The sequence below is a fragment of the Caloramator mitchellensis genome (assembly GCF_001440545.1).
Lineage (GTDB): Bacteria > Bacillota > Clostridia > Clostridiales > Caloramatoraceae > Caloramator > Caloramator mitchellensis.
In genome coordinates, this window is sequence record NZ_LKHP01000004.1 from 144,212 (window position 1) to 162,498 (window position 18,287).

The 18,287-nt window shown below is 31.8% G+C and carries 19 protein-coding genes; 3 read left to right on the forward strand and 16 right to left on the reverse strand.

Features of this window, described 5'->3' with window-relative positions:
- Positions 1-38: 38 nt before the first annotated feature.
- The 5 genes from pulA to ABG79_RS04900 form a co-directional block, all read right to left on the reverse strand.
- A complete protein-coding gene (gene pulA, locus ABG79_RS04880) occupies positions 39-2,165 on the reverse strand; it encodes a type I pullulanase (protein ID WP_083490343.1) in 2,127 nt (708 codons plus the stop codon).
- Positions 2,166-2,177: 12 nt separating this feature from the next.
- A complete protein-coding gene (mnmL, locus tag ABG79_RS04885) occupies positions 2,178-3,098 on the reverse strand; it encodes a tRNA modification radical SAM protein MnmL/YtqA (RefSeq protein WP_057977733.1) in 921 nt (306 codons plus the stop codon).
- Positions 3,099-3,219: 121 nt separating this feature from the next.
- Entirely contained in the window at positions 3,220-3,870 is a 651-nt protein-coding gene (locus tag ABG79_RS04890) for a hypothetical protein (RefSeq protein ID WP_057977735.1), read from the reverse strand.
- A 4-nt stretch (positions 3,871-3,874) separates the two neighbouring features.
- Positions 3,875-4,528 carry a PspA/IM30 family protein gene (locus tag ABG79_RS04895; RefSeq protein WP_057977736.1) on the reverse strand — a complete coding sequence of 218 codons (654 nt, stop codon included), beginning with the start codon at positions 4,526-4,528 and terminating at the stop codon, positions 3,875-3,877.
- 12 nt (positions 4,529-4,540) lie between these two features.
- Positions 4,541-4,936, reverse strand: a complete 396-nt coding sequence (locus ABG79_RS04900) for a hypothetical protein (protein ID WP_057977738.1) — start codon at positions 4,934-4,936, stop codon at positions 4,541-4,543.
- A 262-nt stretch (positions 4,937-5,198) separates the two neighbouring features.
- Between ABG79_RS04900 and ABG79_RS04905 the strand changes: the two genes are divergently transcribed.
- Entirely contained in the window at positions 5,199-5,783 is a 585-nt protein-coding gene (locus ABG79_RS04905; protein ID WP_083490344.1) for a DUF1836 domain-containing protein, read from the forward strand.
- A 28-nt stretch (positions 5,784-5,811) separates the two neighbouring features.
- Entirely contained in the window at positions 5,812-6,390 is a 579-nt protein-coding gene (locus tag ABG79_RS04910) for a class I SAM-dependent methyltransferase (protein ID WP_057977742.1), read from the forward strand.
- A 146-nt stretch (positions 6,391-6,536) separates the two neighbouring features.
- Here ABG79_RS04910 and ABG79_RS04915 read toward each other — a convergent pair whose 3' ends face one another.
- The 9 genes from ABG79_RS04915 to ABG79_RS04955 all read right to left on the reverse strand — a co-directional run bounded on the left by ABG79_RS04915 (position 6,537) and on the right by ABG79_RS04955 (position 14,848).
- The gene (locus ABG79_RS04915) at positions 6,537-8,855 is read right to left on the reverse strand and encodes a glycoside hydrolase family 31 protein (protein ID WP_057977744.1); all 2,319 of its coding nucleotides are present in this window, start codon (positions 8,853-8,855) and stop codon (positions 6,537-6,539) included.
- Between the two features lie 168 nt (positions 8,856-9,023).
- Positions 9,024-9,473: a threonine/serine exporter family protein gene (locus ABG79_RS04920; protein ID WP_057977746.1), complete on the reverse strand. Its 450-nt coding sequence runs from the start codon at positions 9,471-9,473 to the stop codon at positions 9,024-9,026.
- Positions 9,470-10,231, reverse strand: coding sequence for a threonine/serine exporter family protein (locus ABG79_RS04925; protein ID WP_057977748.1), 762 nt, complete (start codon positions 10,229-10,231; stop codon positions 9,470-9,472). The genes ABG79_RS04920 and ABG79_RS04925 overlap by 4 nt, the downstream gene beginning before the upstream one ends.
- Positions 10,232-10,368: 137 nt before the next feature.
- Positions 10,369-11,385, reverse strand: a complete 1,017-nt coding sequence (locus ABG79_RS04930; RefSeq protein ID WP_057977751.1) for a permease — start codon at positions 11,383-11,385, stop codon at positions 10,369-10,371.
- Between the two features lie 26 nt (positions 11,386-11,411).
- Positions 11,412-11,645 carry a thioredoxin family protein gene (locus ABG79_RS04935; protein ID WP_057977753.1) on the reverse strand — a complete coding sequence of 78 codons (234 nt, stop codon included), beginning with the start codon at positions 11,643-11,645 and terminating at the stop codon, positions 11,412-11,414.
- 2 nt (positions 11,646-11,647) lie between these two features.
- Complete coding sequence (locus tag ABG79_RS04940) at positions 11,648-11,947, reverse strand: ArsR/SmtB family transcription factor (protein WP_057977755.1); 300 nt, start codon at positions 11,945-11,947, stop codon at positions 11,648-11,650.
- 744 nt (positions 11,948-12,691) lie between these two features.
- Positions 12,692-13,750, reverse strand: coding sequence for an ACR3 family arsenite efflux transporter (gene arsB / locus ABG79_RS04945; protein ID WP_200956796.1), 1,059 nt, complete (start codon positions 13,748-13,750; stop codon positions 12,692-12,694).
- 14 nt (positions 13,751-13,764) lie between these two features.
- The gene (locus tag ABG79_RS04950; RefSeq protein WP_057977760.1) at positions 13,765-14,475 is read right to left on the reverse strand and encodes a metallophosphoesterase family protein; all 711 of its coding nucleotides are present in this window, start codon (positions 14,473-14,475) and stop codon (positions 13,765-13,767) included.
- A gap of 25 nt (positions 14,476-14,500) precedes the next feature.
- Positions 14,501-14,848, reverse strand: a complete 348-nt coding sequence (locus ABG79_RS04955; protein ID WP_057977763.1) for an ArsR/SmtB family transcription factor — start codon at positions 14,846-14,848, stop codon at positions 14,501-14,503.
- Positions 14,849-14,994: 146 nt separating this feature from the next.
- Here ABG79_RS04955 and ABG79_RS04960 point away from each other — a divergent pair, with 146 nt between their 5' ends.
- Positions 14,995-15,666 (forward strand): beta/alpha barrel domain-containing protein, encoded by a 672-nt coding sequence (locus ABG79_RS04960; protein ID WP_057977765.1) that lies wholly within the window; start codon positions 14,995-14,997, stop codon positions 15,664-15,666.
- Here ABG79_RS04960 and ABG79_RS04965 read toward each other — a convergent pair.
- Together ABG79_RS04965 and ABG79_RS04970 are read right to left on the reverse strand one after the other, a co-directional pair.
- A complete protein-coding gene (locus ABG79_RS04965; protein WP_057977767.1) occupies positions 15,663-16,370 on the reverse strand; it encodes an NAD-dependent protein deacylase in 708 nt (235 codons plus the stop codon). The genes ABG79_RS04960 and ABG79_RS04965 overlap by 4 nt on opposite strands.
- A 169-nt stretch (positions 16,371-16,539) precedes the next feature.
- Complete coding sequence (locus ABG79_RS04970; RefSeq protein ID WP_057977769.1) at positions 16,540-18,228, reverse strand: methyl-accepting chemotaxis protein; 1,689 nt, start codon at positions 18,226-18,228, stop codon at positions 16,540-16,542.
- Positions 18,229-18,287: the final 59 nt, after the last annotated feature.

The window sequence follows — 18,287 nt, forward strand, 5'->3', positions numbered from 1 at the left end:
TATTATATCAAATTTTTATGCATTTGTATATTATTTTGTTATCTATATGCTACAATACAGCTTATTGGTGCTACCTTAACCTTATCGCCGTAAATTCTATAAAGTGTTTCTACACCTGATAATCTGCCATCAGCAACAACGTTATAAACACCGTTTGGTATTTTTATTTCAACTGTGCTTTTGTTTGAATTATAAATTACCAGTATATCCTTCCAAATATCATTATTAGCATGGTCATGTATCATAAAAGCAACACATTTTTCAGGCGAATCTAAAAAAATTATATGCTTAACTACTTCTGAAGCAGATGACATTCTAAAAGCTGGATGCTCCTTCCTAAGTTTCACAAGCCCTTTAATATATTCAAAAACATCTCTGAATTCATACTTTCTATCCCAATCAATTGAATTAATGCTGTCGGGAAGGTTATAGCTGTTCTCATGGCCATGCTTAGTTCTGCAAAAATCACATCCCAAATGTAAAAAAGATGCTCCCTGACTCGTTAATACAATAGCATGTGATAATTTATGAACTCTAATTCTTTCTTCCACTGAATCTTCTTTGTTTGTTATATTTATTTTGTCCCACAGAGTATGGTTATCATGGCAGGATACATAGTTTATAGACTGTGATGGGAATATAAAAGGTCCTTTTAAACTTTCATTATAATTGATTAAACCTACAACAGACCTTTTTATCTCGAGTTCTTTTCCTTCTCCTCCGCCTGCAAACCCCTTTTTATCTGCTTCAAATGTATGTCCTCTGACAGCATCTCTTATTACATCATTAAAATACCCTATTTTAGGAGTCTTATATGCATTGTATTGCGTCGCCTTTTTATCATTTTCAAGGTAAGTATTTAAATCCCAACCTTCTCCATAGACTATTATATTGGGGTTTATTTTTTTAAGTTCTTCATAAATGCTGTTAACTGTATCAATATCTAAAAGTCCTAAAAGGTCAAATCTGAACCCATCAAGATGATATTCCTTTGCCCAGTAGGTTACAGAATCGATGATAAACCTTCTGGTCATCTTGTTTTCAGACGCTACATCATTTCCACAACCACTTCCATTTGACACATTGCCAAATCTGTCATGTCTGAAATAGTAGCCTGGAACTAATTTTTCAAAATTGCTTCTTTTGTATTCATATACATGGTTGTATACTACATCCATTATAACACCTATATTATTTTGGTGAAATTTTTTAATCATCTCTTTAAGTTCTTTAATCCTCAAAGCTGCATCATATGGATTTGTTGAATAACTTCCTTCTACGGCATTATAATTTTGAGGGTCATATCCCCAATTGTATTTTCTAAACTGGTCCCTTTCATCTACACTCTGATAGTGAAAATCATACATTGGAAGTATCTGAACATGTGTAACACCAAGCTCTTTGATGTGTTCAAGTCCTGTTTTGACTCCCTTTGCTGTTTTTGACTCCTCCAAAAGTCCAATAAATTTCCCCTTGTTTTGAACGCCGCTGTTATCATTTGATGATATGTCCCTAATGCTAATTTCATAAATTACAGCATCTGTATAATTTTTTAATTCTATTGGTTTATCCAAATCCCATCCAATAGGGTTAGTTGATTCAAGGTCAATAATACATCCTCTTAATCCATTAACTCCTACCGCCTTTGCATATGGGTCAACAACCTCTTCAATCTTTCCGTATGCTTCAACCTGATAAGTATAGTAATATCCAATATAGTTTTCTTCTACTAATGCTGAAAACACTCCCCTTTTACTTTGTAGTGGAATAATAATAGGTGTTTCTTCAATAAGTGGGTCTCCATTTTTATACAAAAGAACGTTTATTGATGTCGCAACTGGAGACCAGACTTTAAATTCAGTTTTCCCATCTATAATTCTCGCACCTAAAAATCCATCATAGAAGTATTTTTCATTAAATTCTTGGCTCTTAAATAAATTAGAGTATGAAATTTCAAATTTACTGTTTTCTGCAAAAAGATATGTTTTCTTTTTAATATACACAGGTTCTGCTAAAACCAATTCACAATAATCCTTTTTCTTGTTTATAATGCTGATATCTATAAATTCATTTTCCTGTAAGATTCTAATATTCGACCAATCGACTCTATTGGCTTCTTCACAATAAACATTAATTTTATAAAAACTCTCAAAGGCTGCCTTCATATAACTCCCCCATTACTCCAAATATTTTCCCTGCCAGGTGTCTCTTTCTTCAAATCTTCTATCGATTGCATTCAGAACTTCCCATTTTTTAAGACTCCATAGAGGTTCTATTATCAGGTTTCTTGGGCTATCTCCAGTTAATCTATGCACTACCATGTCCTCTGGTAGTCTCTCTACGCAATCTACAATTAAATCGACATATTCATCCATAGATAGAAAGCTTAATTTTCCTTGTTCATATAGTCTTACAAGTCTTGTTCCCTTCATAAGGTGCAATAGGTGCAGCTTAATTCCCTTTGTGCCAGTATGTGCAACAAAATTAACAGTTTGCAGCATCCTTTCCTTATCTTCACCTGGAAGTCCTAGTATTACATGGGTTACAACATCAATATTTCTCTTTTTTAAATTTTCAACTGCATCTATATAGGTTTTTAGTGGATAACCTCTATTAATAAGTTTTGCAGTATCCTCATGAATAGTTTGAAGTCCAAGTTCCACCCAAAGATAAGTTTTTTTGCTTATTTCCTCTAAAAGGTTCAATACATCCTCAGGAAGGCAGTCGGGTCTTGTAGCTATTGCAATCCCAACGACCCCTTCAATGTCTAAAACTGCCTCGTATTTTTCTCTTAACACTTCTACTGGTGCATATGTATTTGTAAAGGCTTGAAAATATGCAATGTATTTTCCTTCCTTCCATTTCTTATTCATCATATCCTTAACTTCATAGAACTGTTCAATTAAATTTTCTTTTGTTCCTGCAAAATCGCCTGAACCTCTTTCGCTACAAAATAGGCATCCTCCATATCCTGCAGTTCCATCTCTATTAGGGCAGCTAAATCCCGCATCAAGCGATATTTTAAACACCTTTTCTCCAAATTTTTGCCTTAAAAAGTTGTTTAATGAATTATATCTTTTGTCTCCCCAAAGCTTCAAATGATCACCTTCTTAAATGTAAGCTTTATAAATTATATTTTACTTTTAATAATTAGTTTTAGCAACAAAATAGCTTAAGCTACCCCAAAATTGAGGTAGCTTAATATATAAAAGGGGGGGATTATCTTTCAACCGACTGGTAAGTCTCTACTATATAATCAAATTCCTGCTCATCTTTTATTTCTCCAAATCTATCTTCATCTATATCAGGATAGTAATATAAAACATATTTATCCTTTGAGAACACTCCTTCTATGATAATGTAATGTCTGTTTTGTTTTGCATCCATAAGTGTAGCTAAAACCTTATACTTTTCTCTCTTGCCTGATTTTTCGTTTAAAAGTTCCTGATAAAAATTATCATGGAATCTTACATTTATTTTTTCATGGTCGCAGGATACTACATTTGACCCCTCTCTGCATCCTAAACATCCGTCAAACTTACATCCTATAGAACAGTTTAGACATTTACAATTTACACATTTTTCAAGCTGTCTTAACTCTTCTTTGTATTCAAATTTAAACTTTTCAAGCTCATCAATAATTTTTCCATTTGAAAAAATTGAAAAGATGCCTGATTTATTTAAATTACTCTCTGCCACTTCAATTTTATCAATATATTTTTTCAAGACAGGGAGAAAGGAGGAATATTTCCTCGTTTTGAGCTCCCTTGTATCTAAAAAGGGGGATATATTATCAATTGCAAATGATATATCTGAGTAAATTTTTCCGTATTTTTCTTTCTCTTTATCCAAAAATTCTTGAGCTTTCATTTTATCACCCTAAATTTTCTTTATATTTTTTAAGCTCCAAATCAAGGTCAATCTTTTCTAAAGATTCAAACTCCTTATCCAATGAATCGTTTCTTAAATCCTCTAATCCTTCTGCTATAGCTTCTTTTCTTTGTATCTTTCTTTCAATTTCATCTATGCTTATATTGTTTGTTTTTGACTTTATATCTAGTATTATCTCATTAACCTTTTCGGTAGCCTTTGCATTGTTGTATCTTGCTGCTGCCTCATCTCTATATCTTCTTGTCCTTTCTATTTCCCCTTCAAGCTCTTTAAGCTTTGACTTTATCATCTCTGCCTTTTTGGACGCATCTGCATAGCTTGCTTCTAAACTTTTTAGATTCTTCTCCTCTTCAATTTTTCTTTCAAGCGCCTTCTTTGCAAGTTCTTCATTTCTCTTTGAGAGGGCAAGTTTAACCTTCTCATCAAACTCCTTAGCGTTTTGCTTAGCAATGTTGATTTTTTTCTCGATTTCATGGACATTTCCAAGTATCTCTGCTGCAGAAATTCTTGCGTTGTTTAGGCTCTGCTCCATGTCCCTTATCTTTTGGTCCAAAATTTCAATTGGATTTTCGATTTCGTCTATCACCTTGTTAGCCTTTGCCCTGAAAATGTTTGACATTCTTTGTAAAATACCCATTTAAACCACTCCTTACCTTCTAAATATTTTTAAAATTATTGATAAAACAAATAAAATGAGTAACAGTTTAAAAATAAATCCTATTACACTAAAAAGTGCATAGCCTGCGTAAAATGTTCTAAATGGACTTCCCCACATCCCAAACGGAAATGGTATCGGAACATAGTTTTTGGAGCCACTGCTTTTTTTTTGATAAGTTTTTGGAATAGGAAGATTAAATTTTGGTGCTGATTTAAAGCTGCCTGACTTAAATCCGCCGCTGTTAAATGTCGAGGATTTAAAAGAACCAGATTTAAATCCACCTCCGCTGGATTTTGGTGCTGCATTAACAATATCTAAGAAAGGACTTAACACAGATGTCAAAGTAATAGTCAACAAAATCAGAAGGCTTAAAAATTTCTTTCTCATTTACTCACCCCTTATCATTTATCACAACTTTATTATATGGTATTAAATACTATTTTACAATGTTAATATTATCTTGTTTTGGGATTATTATAAGCGTTTTTGTCATTTATATAAATCAAAACTCATTATATCTAATTTTTTCATTATATTTCTTCATTTTTTAAATATTTTTTTGTTTTTAGAATCATATTAAATTAGATTGTTTATCTTGTAATATGGTTAAAATTACTTTATAATAGATATATAGATTGGAGGGATAAAAATGAAAAATTTATCAGATACGTTAATAAAGCTTTCTGGGGAAATTTCAAAAAAGGCTATTATAGGCATTGATGAGCTCCCACCTTATGACTTGTTTTTATCCCAGGTTACTGACTTTTTAAACAATAAGTTAAACGAAGAATATACCAGCAATATAATTCAAAATTATATAAAAGGTGAAGTTATATCTAAACCTGAGGATGGGAAAAAAAGAGGTTATTCTAAGGACCATTTAATTCAGTTAATTCTTCTTAATTACATGCGCCCTATTCTTACTACAGAAGAAATAAAGAACGTATTTAATCTTGCATTTAACAAAATCAACGAAAAATCAGACGACCTGATTACCTGGGAATTTGCATATGAGATTTTTACTGATTTGCAAAGGGAAACTTTGAAAAATTTTGTAGAAACAAGCCAGGAGACTGAAAAAAGATTGAAGAAACTTATAGATAACAAAAATTTAAGTGAAAAAGATGGTCAAAGGCTTCTTGTTTTCTTGACTGTTATTTCGCTTATCGCACAAGCAACAGCATTCAAAAAGCTTGCGCATAATTTATTAGAAGAATTTAATAATACTCTATAATTACATTGTATCAAAAGGAGGCGATGTGATGCACAAATTTGACCCAAAACATATTGAAAAGCTTGATAATCCAACGAGGAGAAAATATATGCCCCCGTTTAAGACGCTTGAAAAATTTGGTCTTAAACTAAAAGGAATCGGCACATTTCTTGATATAGGCTGTGGAATTGGATATTTCACAATTCCCGCGGCAAAAATTCTTTCAAATGGAAAAGCAATAGGAATTGATATCCAGCAGGAAATGCTCGACCATGCTAAAGAAAGAGCACATGATGTTGAAAATATTGAGTTTAAATTAAGTAGAGAATACGAAATCCCAATTAATGATTGTATTGTTGATTATGCCCTTTTATCTAATGTTTTACACGAAATTGAAGATAAAAAAAGATTAATAGAAGAAATAAAAAGAGTGTTAAAGTCGAATGGTAAGATTTTTATAATAGAATGGAAGAAGATTGATACCAATTATGGTCCTCCTGTTGAGCATAGGATTTCCGATTATTATGTAATAGATTTAATGAAAGATTTAGGTTTAAAATTGACAGAACAAATTGAAGTTTCACCGCATCACTACGGATTAATATTTGCAAAAAATGTTGTCGAATGATGTAATATTAACATTTTCTTAACAAAATCTCAATAACTTCTTAAAAAAACTTTGTTATTATAAAAATGTAGTTGATCCCCCCCTTTAATATAGATTGACTATGAAGTAAAAAGCCGGCTTTGCCGGCTAATTTGCTTTTTTGAATATTAGTTCATGCTTATTTCTAATATAGAGTTTTTAACTGAATATTCTTTTGAATTGATTAATACTTTTCCATCATAATTGTTAAATTTAAAAATTATTTTTTCGTAGTCAGTATATCCATCGTGTTCCTTTGAAATATCTATTCTTAATATTTTTTCTATTTGCATGCTTATTTTATATAAATTATATTTTCCATCTCTATAATCAAAGCTTTCTCCATCATCTTTATAATGATAATACTCTCCACTTCCAGGGTAAACGTCAATAATCAAAATATTATTTGGCTTTTCACCAACAAAGTTTTGCTCCTCATAATTTGGAATTACACTTCCCTCTTTGATAAAAATAGGACAAATATCAAGTGGCGCTTCTTTTAAAATATACTTTCCACCCTCATGTATTTGCTTTGTCCAATAATCCACCCATCTTCCTTCTGGAAGATATACAGCTCTCACATTTTTACCCTGCTCTAATACGGGGGCAACGAGTATATTTTCACCAAACAAAAATTGGTCGTTTAATTCAAATGTATTTATGTCATTTTCATAATGCAATATTAATGGTCTCATAACTGGCAGACCATAAAATTCTGCCTGATACATTAAATCATAAATATACGGAAGCAGTTTATATCTTAATTTTATATATTTTCTATTTATATCTTCTGTTTGTTTATCAAATGCCCAAGGCTCTTGGTCTCTTGTATGCATACATGAATGATTTCTAAAAAGCGGTGTAAAACATCCAAGCTGAACCCATCTTGACAAAAGTTCTCCAGTTGCATCAAACTGAAAACCACCAACGTCTGTTCCTGAGAATGCCATACCCGATAATCCTAAATTCAAAAGCATTGGAACTGCCATTCTTAAATGCTCCCAGAAGCTGTGATTATCACCTGTCCAAATAGTAGAGTATTTTTGTGTTCCTGCAAAACAAGCCCTTGTAATGACAAATGGCCTTTTATTTGTATATTTTTTGATTCCTTCATATGTAGCCTTAGACATCAAATGTCCATATACATTATGAACTTCAAGGTGGTTTGTTGGTCTACCGTCGTTCTTAAATTGAACATCATCTGGCAATGGCCCTTTGAAGGATGCAGGTTCATTCATATCATTCCATATTCCAGCAATGCCATCCTCCATCATTATTCTTTGATTTTCAGACCACCACATTCTGACCTTTTCATCTGTAAAATCAGGATATAGCGCTTCTCCCGGCCACACTTCGTTAACATAAGGAATTCCATCCTTATCTGTTGCAAAATAACCATTTTTTAACCCGTCATCGTATATTTTATATCCCCTGTCTTTTTTAACACCTGGGTCTATTATAGTCACCACTTTAAATCCCATATTTTTTAAATCTTTAATCATTTTTTTATGATTTTCAAAAGCCGACTTATCCCACGTAAACACTCTAAATCCGTCCATGTAATCTATATCAAGGTGAATTACATCGCAAGGGATATCTTTTTCCCTAAAAAGCTTTGCTATTTCCATTACCCTATCTTTTGGCGAGTAGCTCCATCTTGATTGGTGATATCCAAGCGTCCATAATTGTGGAAGAGGAGTTTTACCAGTAAGCTCCGTATATCCTATTACAACTTCCTTTATTGATGGTCCGTATATAAAATAATAGTCTAAGTTACCATCATCTGCTGCAAAATAATAATATTCACTATTTTCCTTGCCCATGTCAAAATATGTTTTAAATGTATTGTCAAAAAATATTCCGAAGGATAAATTGTTTCTTTTTGTTATAAAGAATGGAATTGATTTGTAAAGGGCTGTATAATTTTCTACATGGGGTTTTGGGTCGTCTGTATTCCACATTTCATAGTAATATCCCTTCTTATTCAAATGACCGGTTTTTTCTCCAAATCCATAGAAGTATTCATCTCCCAGCATCTTCTTTACTATTTCAATTTTGTGTTTTCTAAAATTTTCTTCTACCTTAATCCCTTCACCTTCCGCGATTTTCCCGTTTCCTCTTCTTATAAAAGGCTTTCTTTTGTATTTATAATCTTCACAAATTATATTTCCTTTGTTGTCATATATATCAACCTTAAATTCATCATAGACTTTAATTCTTAAAATACTGCTTTCAATTTCAATACAGTTCTTTTCGTTAATAACGTGAAAGTCTACTTTTGACTTTTTTAAATCTTCTACTGCTCGCGAAAAATGTTTTTCATATTTTAATGGTGAGAAAAAATTAACAATGTTTTCGTTTATAAATTCTATTTTCCCAACTCCATTCTCAAATTGTATTTCTATTATGTTTTCATTTACAATATAAAAACCTAATTTCCCTAACATAGCAGCACCCCTTATAAATTAACAATTTGTTCACAATGTCTAAATACTTTTTTAATAATCTATTGATATCATTAAATTGTAAGGGACATCCCCAAATAAATTGTTACCCCCCCTCTTTAATATAGATTCATAAAAACCCCTGAAATAACCTCGCCTCTGGCGAGGAATTTACTTTTTTGCTTTATTTTTAAAAATTTCATACAAAATTCTCTCAATCAATTGATATCCCGTTGAAGAAAGCATAATTCCGAATGCAATTGCTCCGGCTGTTGCTGCAGTTTCAATTCCTTTGTTAATTCCATCCTCCATCTTTCCAAATACTAATAGATATATTGTGTCAAACGCCATAATTCCTGGGACAAGTGGATACATTCCTGGGATTGAAAATATATATGCAGGAGTTTTAGCTCTTCTTGCCATAAATTCACTAAAAAGCCCAACAAAAATAGCTGATATGAATGTTGCATAGACAGCTCTTCCAGAAGAATGTATTAATATTTCATAGGTTGTCCAAGCAATTCCTCCGCATAAGCCTGCCCAAAGCAGGTTATACCTTTCTATATTAAAAAGAACTGCTCCTGCAAAACTGCCTAAAAAAGCAAGTAAAAATTCCTTCATCCTATCACCCATCCTATTCCCAATGTTAATGCAAATCCTACTCCAGCTCCTACTGCCGCAGCTATAAATAATGCTTCTCCAAATCTTGCAAAGCTTGATATTATATCTCCATAAAGTGCATCTTTTATTGCATTCGTCATTGCAATCCCGGGAACTAATATCATAATAGAGCCAATTATTACCTTATCGACATGTATTGAGTAAATAAAATTTTTTAAAATTAGCGAGAGCATTGCCGCCAAAAAACCTGATATAAAATACTCTAAAAATTGAAAGAATCCTAATTTTGAAATACTGTTTTTTGTTATATAAATAGCGCAGGTTATGATAAAGGCTATTATTGCATCGATTATATTACCATTAAACAGAAGTGTAAACGATAATGCGACCAATCCTGAACTCAGTATCCTCAACCAATATTTGAAATAGGGTATATTGTTAATTTTTTCAATCTCTTTTAAAACTTCTTCATATCCAGGTTTATCTGATTCTATTCTTCTTGATAAATCGTTTAAATACTCAATCCTGTGGAGGTCAACTGTTCTGTTCTTTATTCTTTTGACACAAGTGATTACCTCGCCTTTTATATTTTTTGCTGTCGCTGAAAATCCAGTTGGCATTACAAAACTTTCAAATTCATAGCCGTATGATTTCGCAATTCGACTCATCGATTCTTCTACTCTGTATATTTCAGCTCCAGAAGACAGCAGCATTTCACCAATAGTTGTTGCAATTTCTACTACGTTTTTTAAATTCACATAACCACCACCTTTTTTTCTATTCTAACACATAATTTAATTTATTTTAATTAATTAATGTATAAATTAACAAATTTTTATCAAATAAAAAAGGGCTATAGGAAAAATCTATTTTCCCGCCCTATTTAATAAAATTATTATATAAACAAATAAGAAATCATATTGAATAGATATCCTATTAGAATAATGCCTAAAGTTACAATCGCAGCAAAAATAGCAAGTAATTTTGTTTTAACTACTTTGCTCAACATAATCATCGACGGCAGTGACAGTGCTGTAACAGCCATCATAAAAGCAAGAATGGTTCCTATTCCTACTCCCTTTGCTAAAAGAGCCTCAGCAATTGGTAAAGTTCCAAATATATCAGCATACATTGGAACCCCAACTATCGTAGCAAGTATAACGGCAAATGGATTTTCTGAGCCAACTAATTTTTCTATAATAGATTGCGGAATCCAGTTGTGAATAGCCGCACCTATACTAACACCAATAAGTATATATATCCAAACCCTACCCACAATTTGTTTTACCTGGTCTTTAGCAAAGTCAATTCTATCTTTGTAAGACATTTCGGGCAATTCAACATCTACATTTTCAATTTCTCTAACATATCCTTCAACATATTTTTCTAAATTTAATTTATCAATCAAAGTTCCTCCGATAACCGCAAGCACAAGTCCTACTATAACATATGCAAATGCAATTTTGGCTCCAAAAAATGACATTAATAGCAAAAAAGAAGCTAAATCTACTAAAGGTGAAGATATCAAAAATGAAAATGTAACTCCTATAGGCAGCCCTGCAGATGTAAATCCAATAAAAAGTGGAATGCTTGAACAGCTGCAAAATGGAGTTATTGTCCCAAGCAGAGCCCCAAATATATTGCCTTTTATACCCTTTATTTCCCCTAATATTTTCTTTGTTCTCTCAGGTGGAAAATAGCTTTGAATAAATGAAACCATAAAAATCAAGACTGATAAAAGTATAAATATCTTTATTGTGTCATAGATAAAAAAATGGATACTAGCACCCAGTCTATTTTCTATTGAAAGTCCAAATATCTTATTTATCAATATTTTAATAATATCTGATAACCAAGTCATTTTTAATAATTGATTATTTAGCCAATCAAATGTTTGTATGAAAAATTGCATCTAATACTCCTCCAATATTTACTTAATTAAGCTTGAATTAATTTTTTTATTTCATCAACAGTTAAAACCTTACCAAATGATTTAACCTTTTCATCAACAACTAAAGCAGGGGTCCTCATAACACCATATTTCATTATTTCTTTGAAATCCTCAACCTTAATCACTTCAGCATTAGCCCCCGTTTCTAACACTGCCTTTTTAGCATTTTCCTCTAATTTGCTGCAGTTTGCACAACCTGAACCTAAAATTTTGATAACCATTATTATTCCTCCTCATATCTTTTTAATTTATTTTCGATTATATTTTGAACTATATGAATCAGATTCTTAACCTGTTCATCCGCAAGTCTATAGTGAATGTTCAACCCAACCTTTTCACTTTCTACAATCCCTGCTTCTTTTAAAATTCTTAAGTGTTGCGAAAGATTGGACTGAGAAAATTCAATATCTTGATTTAACACGCAAACACATTTTGGCCCATCCAATAAGTATTTGATTATTTTAAATCTAATAGGATGTCCAAGTGCCTTAAATATCTTAACCAATAATTCATCCCTATTCATTGTTTCACCTCTATATCATTATTTAAGAATTTTCTAATATACTAATATTCTATGCCCTAATCAGATTTATGTCAAATATTTTATTTGTAAATAAGTATTATTGTTTTTTTAAATACAAAAAATAATTTTACACGACTTTATTATATCTAAAATATGTTATAAAATAAGAATACAAAAATATTAAGGGAGGAAATATAAATGGATATAAAATTAAATAAAGATGTAGCTGAAAAAATAAAGGAAATACTATCTGAAAACGGAAAGAACGCTTTAAGATTCGACATTATAGCCTTTGGCTGAGGTGGCCCTGTATTTGATATTGTTCTGGATGAACAAAAAGATTCTGATGAATTTGTAGAAATTGAAGGCGTAAAGTTTGTTGCTGAAAAGGACATAAAGCCCTTTATCCGCGACATTGAAATTACAATAAGCGGCGGACGTCCTGCAATAATCACACACGGCTGCTGCTGTTAGTTGAGTGACATTCACTTGATTTCTTGACTTCTTGAATTGTTTGTCAATTTGGACAAATAGCTCCATGAATGTTTCGAATTCAATTTTTGATTCAAATACATTCTTGGAGCTATTTTTGTCTTATCTTTTCATTTTTATTTTTTTGAATTAATTCTAATTAAGTTGATATAAATTTATTTTATTACTATCTCATTTATTCTTTGATAGACCATTCTATACCATAATTCTTATTGCTATTGGAATATCAATAACCATTTCCTAACAAACTATTTATGCGGCTTGTCCTCTTTTATTGAATTCAAAACTTTTCTTAGTTGCATTTGCTATTTTTACAAGTGTAAGCATTATTGGTACTTCCGTAAGAACCCCAACAACAGTCGCAAGTGCTGCTCCAGATTGTAATCCAAACAATGAAATTGCTACAGCAACAGCTAGCTCAAAGAAATTGCTTGCACCAATTAGTGCAGCAGGTGCAGAAACATTATGTGGTAGTTTCCATACCCTTGCCCATCCATATGCAAAAAAGAATATAAAGAAAGTTTGAATTGTTAGTGGGACTGCAATTAATAATATGTGGAATGGATTCTTAACTATTATCTCACCCTGGAAAGAGAAGATAATAACTAATGTTAAAAGCAATCCTATAATTGTTACATTATCAAATTTTTTAAGAAACACATTTTCAAAATACTCAGTTCCCTTATTGGCTATTACTCTTTTTCTTGTTAGGTAACCAAATGTCAAAGGTATTACAACAAATAATATAGTTGAAAGTATCAATGTATCATAAGGAACTTTTACATTTGAAACTCCAAGCAAGAACGCAACTATTGGTGTAAAAGCAAACAATATTATCAAATCATTTGTAGCGACCTGAACCAATGTGTATGCTGGGTCACCCTTAGTCAAATAACTCCAGACAAAAACCATCGCTGTGCATGGAGCCGCCCCGAGTAATACTGCGCCTGCAAGATACTCAGTTGATAGTTCTTCTGGAATATATGCTTTAAAAAATACCTTTAAGAACAAATAGGCAATTAGATACATCGAGAAAGGCTTAATTAACCAATTAGTAACCCACGTAACAATAAGTCCCTTTGGTTTATTTCCAACATTTTTTATGCTTGTGAAGTCTATTTTTAGCATCATAGGATAAATCATAAGCCATATAAGTATTGCAACAGGTATTGATACATGCGCATATTCTAATTTGCTCAAAAATCTTGGTATATCTGGCATAAATTGTCCTATTAAAACTCCAGTTATAATACAAAGTGCTACCCAAATGCTTAGGTATTTTTCAAAAAAACTTAGTCCTTTCTTTTCCACAAATATTCCTCCTCTTAGCCCCTTCCGGTTCTTATGTTTTCTGCAAATTTTATTGGAAGTTGATTATTAATAATTTCATTTGCTATTTTTTCATAATCGTATGCTACTGAATATATTTCAACATTCAGTTCATCTCCAATATTTATAATTATATAATTCACATCTGGAGAACCCGTTTTAGGTTTGCCTGCACTTCCAGCATTTATAAGCCACTTGCTGCCATACTTTTTGGAATATGGAATATGAGTGTGTCCGCAAACCAGTGCATCATACTTAAATTCTCCCATTACTTCCTCTGCTTCCTTTGAGTTTTCCTTTAGATATTCGTTTATTCTTCTTGGGCTGCCATGAACAAACATTATATTTTTACCTTCAAATTTTAGAACCATCTCAAGAGGTAGTTCTCTTAGGAATCTTTTGTTTTCTTCTGTTACCATATCTATTGTAAAATTCAGTGAAATTGATGCGTTTTCCATATCCTTGGGGTCTGGATAGTCGCAACCGCAGACTAATTTTTCATAACCAACTGCATCATCATAATTGCCCATAATAGTTAATATATTCTTCTGTCTTATAAGGTTTATTACCTCATTTGGATATGTGCAATATCCAACCAAATCTCCTGTGCAAACAGTTAAATCTACGTTTTTCTTTTCAATGTCCTTTAAAACTGCCTCCAGCCCCAAAATATTGCTGTGAATGTCTGATATCACCGCTATTCTCATATGTTCGGCTTTGCCTTCTCTCCTTTCAAATTAAGTTATTACAGCCTTTTCCACTGTTTTTGAATGTAATTAATTTATTATAATCTTCATTAAGAAGATTTATTTTCTCAGTTTCTTTAAAAATCAATTCCATTAAAAAAGCATATTGTCTAAACATATCTTCATTTAATTTATAATAAACAAATTGTTGTTTTTTAGTTCCGATAACTAATCTGCTATTGCTTAGTCTTGTTAAGTGCCTTGAAGCATTTGACTGAGTTATGCCTAATAAACTTTCAATTTCACATACACAGAGCTCTCCATATTTTAATAAATTTAATATTCTTAACCTCGTCTCATCAGATAAAGCCTTTAATATTTCGATTATCTCCATTATAACACCTCACATGAGTATATGCATTTATACTCATATTATAACATAAAAATAAAGCAAATGAAATATTTTGTTGAAATTTGTTTTAATATTACTATATTCAAATTCTGATTAATCATATAAAATATCTCTAAGGGGTGATACGAATGCCAACTGATAAATATATTCCAGAAATAAAGGGAAATTTAAGAAATCATCTAATAGAAGTTCCGAATGTTATTAGAGAAGCAAGTGGAATAATAATTTTCGGAAGAAGGATAAAATCTCTTGTTTTTTCTACAGACGTTGCAATAATTAGGAATACGAATGCTGATGCCGTTATAGCTGTTTATCCATTTACACCTCAACCTGTAATTGCAGAAGCAATTTTAAATGTATCTGAAGTTCCAGTTTTCTGTGGTGTTGGCGGTGGATTAACTACTGGGAAAAGAGTTATTCGACTTTCAAGGCACGTTGAATTTCTTGGGGCAATTGGCGTTGTTGTAAATGCTCCAACTCCTAATGAAACTATTAAAGCTATGCGGGATGAGATTGATATTCCAATTGTAGTAACAGTTGTTTCTGAAAAAGAGGATTTCAAAGCTCGAATTGATGCTGGCGCATCAATATTTAACGTATCTGGTGCTGCTAACACAGTAAAAATTATTAAAAGGATAAGGGAAGAATTTCCCTTTGTTCCGATAATCGCTACAGGTGGTCCAAGCGAAGATACAATAAGAGAAACGATAAAGGCAGGTGCAAATGCCATAACATATACTCCACCTACAACAGGAGATATATTTAGAAAAATTATGGATAAATACCGTGATACGTTTTAACTTGTTAAAAGGCGTGCAGTTTCAGCAAATGGTTTTCTAATAATTATATTTGCCATTGAGTCATATTGTGTTGGGCTTGTATTAATTATTATAAAATACTTGCCATCAAAATATTCTAATAAAGAATTAGCAGGATAAACTGTTAAGCTGGTTCCTGAAACTATCAGGCAATCAGCTTTTTTTACTTCGCTAATGGACCTATTTACTATATCAACATCTAATGGCTCGCCATATAAAACAATATTTGGTCTTACGATTCCCCCGCATTCGCAGTCAAAAAATCTATCCTTCTCCCTTCCACACTTCATGCAGTAAAACTCTCTTAAATTACCGTGAAGTTCAATTACATTCTTTGAACCTGCCTTTTGATGTAGGCCATCAATGTTTTGAGTAATAATAGCCTTTAATTTACCCGTATTTTCAAGTTCGACTAGATATTTGTGCCCTGCATTTGGTTTAGCATTTTCACAGCAAAGTTTTTCATTGATAAAATCATAAAATATTTGAGGATTTTTCAAAACAAATTTCAGGCTTAGGATCTCTTCAGGATTATATCCTTTGTATGTTTTTTGATACAAACCTCTGTCACCTCTAAAATCTGAAATGCCGCTTTCAGTAGAAGTCCCAGCACCTCCAAAGAAAACAATGTATTCTGAATTATCTATTACTTGTTTAGTCTCTAAAATTTCATTATAATAGTTCAAACTACCACCCTCTGCTTTTGGTTTTAAAATCAAAAGATATAATTTTCTCTTTTAATATTATTTCTCAACTTTAAAAATTAAACCAAATAAATTGTCAAACAATTCAAGAACTCAAGAAATCAAGTGAATGTCACCAAAATAAATCCCATGAACTTTAGGTTCATGGGATTTAAACTTTAAACTTGTTTATATTATTTATTACATCCTTAGTCATTTGATTTAATTTTTGTGCTGATGAAGCAACCCTTTCAGCCGAAGTAGCCATTTCCTCAGATGTTGCAGCTATTTCTTCAGATGAGGCTGATGTCTCTTCTACAACTGCGCTTACATTTTCAACGCTTTCTATCACTTTGTCCTTATCTTTAATAGCATAGTCAATTGAAACGTAAGCATCTTCAATTAATGGTGCAACTTCTTCAATTGAGTTTATTATATCCTCGAAAGTAGAAGTTGTCTTTTCAACTGTTTTAATTTGATTTTCAATTAAGCCATCAACTTCTTTTGTAGCAACAATAACTTGTTTTGTTTCCTGACTGACGTTTTCAACAATATTGCCAATTTCATCAGAGAATTTCTTTGACTCCTCAGCCAGTTTTCTAACTTCATCTGCTACTACAGCAAATCCTCTACCAGCTTCACCTGCTCTTGCTGCCTCTATTGCTGCATTTAATGCCAATAAATTAGTTTGCTCGGAGATATTTTTTATCATATTTGTAATATTTCCTATGCTTGTTATTGAGCCTGAAAGATTATCTATTTTATTTATAACAATCTCAAACGCACTCTTGATACCCTCAACCGCACTTATCAAAGTATCAAGTTCATTCTTCCCGTAATGAGCCTTATTTGATGTGTTTTCAGCACCCGTCTTAATGTTTTTTAGTTTTTCATGTATTTCATCTATTCTAACCGAGAAATTTGAAAATAAGTTTACAACGCCAGCAATTTCTCTATTTTGGCTTTCAGCTCCGCTTGCAACTTGCTGAATTGAAGCTGCAACCTCTTCAGAAGAAGCTGACATCTCTTCAGATATACTTGCTAATTCAGTGGTTTCATTGTCAATAACAGTTATACTTTCTGCAAGTTTTTTTATCATATCGTTAAGAGATTTTAGCATGTTATTTAAAGCGTTTGCTATTTCTCCAACTTCATCAGTCTTTTTTAAATACTTATCTTCTATCGTAACCGTTAAATCACCTTCTGAAATTTTGCCTATTATCCTGTTTGTATCTGTAAGTGCATTTAAAACCACTTTATTCATGAAAACCAATATCATAAATGAAATTAATAGAATCAATAACAATGTTAATACTATAATCGATATGATAACAGGCGTTACTTGTTCATCGATTTTACTTTTTTCCATTCCAATAAAGAACATACCAATAACTCTTCCGCTAACATCCTTAATTGGCATGTAGATAGAACTATAAACTTTCTTGCCAATCTTAACATTTCCAATATACTCTTTATTATTAAGAACAGTGTCTATAATTTTTTTATCTATCTTATTTTCAGCTAATGTCTTTCCGTTTTCCTCAAGAGTGGTTGCGATTCTTTTATCCCCTAAGTAAATTGAGCACTCAACGTTTGCAGTATTTCGTATCATATTTGTTACTATATAATTATCCATCAAATTTGTAGACCCTTTATATAGTTTATTATCACTTATCCTCCATATTCCTGGAAATTCTCTGTTTAAAAGCTCAAAGCTCAACTTTCCAGTATTCTTAAGAAGGCTTGAATTCATTGTTTTATTGAATTGATAATAAACAACAAGGTTTACTGATACGCTAAACATTACAATTATCGAAATTAATACTAAAAGAATTTTGCCCTTTATCTTTAGCTTTTTCAAGTAAATACCCCCCTTTTCAATAAAATTATACAATAATTTTTATTGTATTTCAATCATCC

Coding starts and splice junctions, on each gene's coding strand:
- pulA (WP_083490343.1), bottom strand. CDS start 2,165: ATGAAGGCAGCCTTTGAGAGTTTTTATAAAATTAATGTTTATTGTGAA.
- ABG79_RS04890 (WP_057977735.1), bottom strand. CDS start 3,870: ATGAAAGCTCAAGAATTTTTGGATAAAGAGAAAGAAAAATACGGAAAA.
- ABG79_RS04895 (WP_057977736.1), bottom strand. CDS start 4,528: ATGGGTATTTTACAAAGAATGTCAAACATTTTCAGGGCAAAGGCTAAC.
- ABG79_RS04900 (WP_057977738.1), bottom strand. CDS start 4,936: ATGAGAAAGAAATTTTTAAGCCTTCTGATTTTGTTGACTATTACTTTG.
- ABG79_RS04905 (WP_083490344.1), top strand. CDS start 5,199: ATGAAAAATTTATCAGATACGTTAATAAAGCTTTCTGGGGAAATTTCA.
- ABG79_RS04910 (WP_057977742.1), top strand. CDS start 5,812: ATGCACAAATTTGACCCAAAACATATTGAAAAGCTTGATAATCCAACG.
- ABG79_RS04915 (WP_057977744.1), bottom strand. CDS start 8,855: ATGTTAGGGAAATTAGGTTTTTATATTGTAAATGAAAACATAATAGAA.
- ABG79_RS04920 (WP_057977746.1), bottom strand. CDS start 9,473: ATGAAGGAATTTTTACTTGCTTTTTTAGGCAGTTTTGCAGGAGCAGTT.
- ABG79_RS04930 (WP_057977751.1), bottom strand. CDS start 11,385: ATGCAATTTTTCATACAAACATTTGATTGGCTAAATAATCAATTATTA.
- ABG79_RS04935 (WP_057977753.1), bottom strand. CDS start 11,645: ATGGTTATCAAAATTTTAGGTTCAGGTTGTGCAAACTGCAGCAAATTA.
- ABG79_RS04940 (WP_057977755.1), bottom strand. CDS start 11,947: ATGAATAGGGATGAATTATTGGTTAAGATATTTAAGGCACTTGGACAT.
- ABG79_RS04950 (WP_057977760.1), bottom strand. CDS start 14,475: ATGAGAATAGCGGTGATATCAGACATTCACAGCAATATTTTGGGGCTG.
- ABG79_RS04955 (WP_057977763.1), bottom strand. CDS start 14,848: ATGGAGATAATCGAAATATTAAAGGCTTTATCTGATGAGACGAGGTTA.
- ABG79_RS04960 (WP_057977765.1), top strand. CDS start 14,995: ATGCCAACTGATAAATATATTCCAGAAATAAAGGGAAATTTAAGAAAT.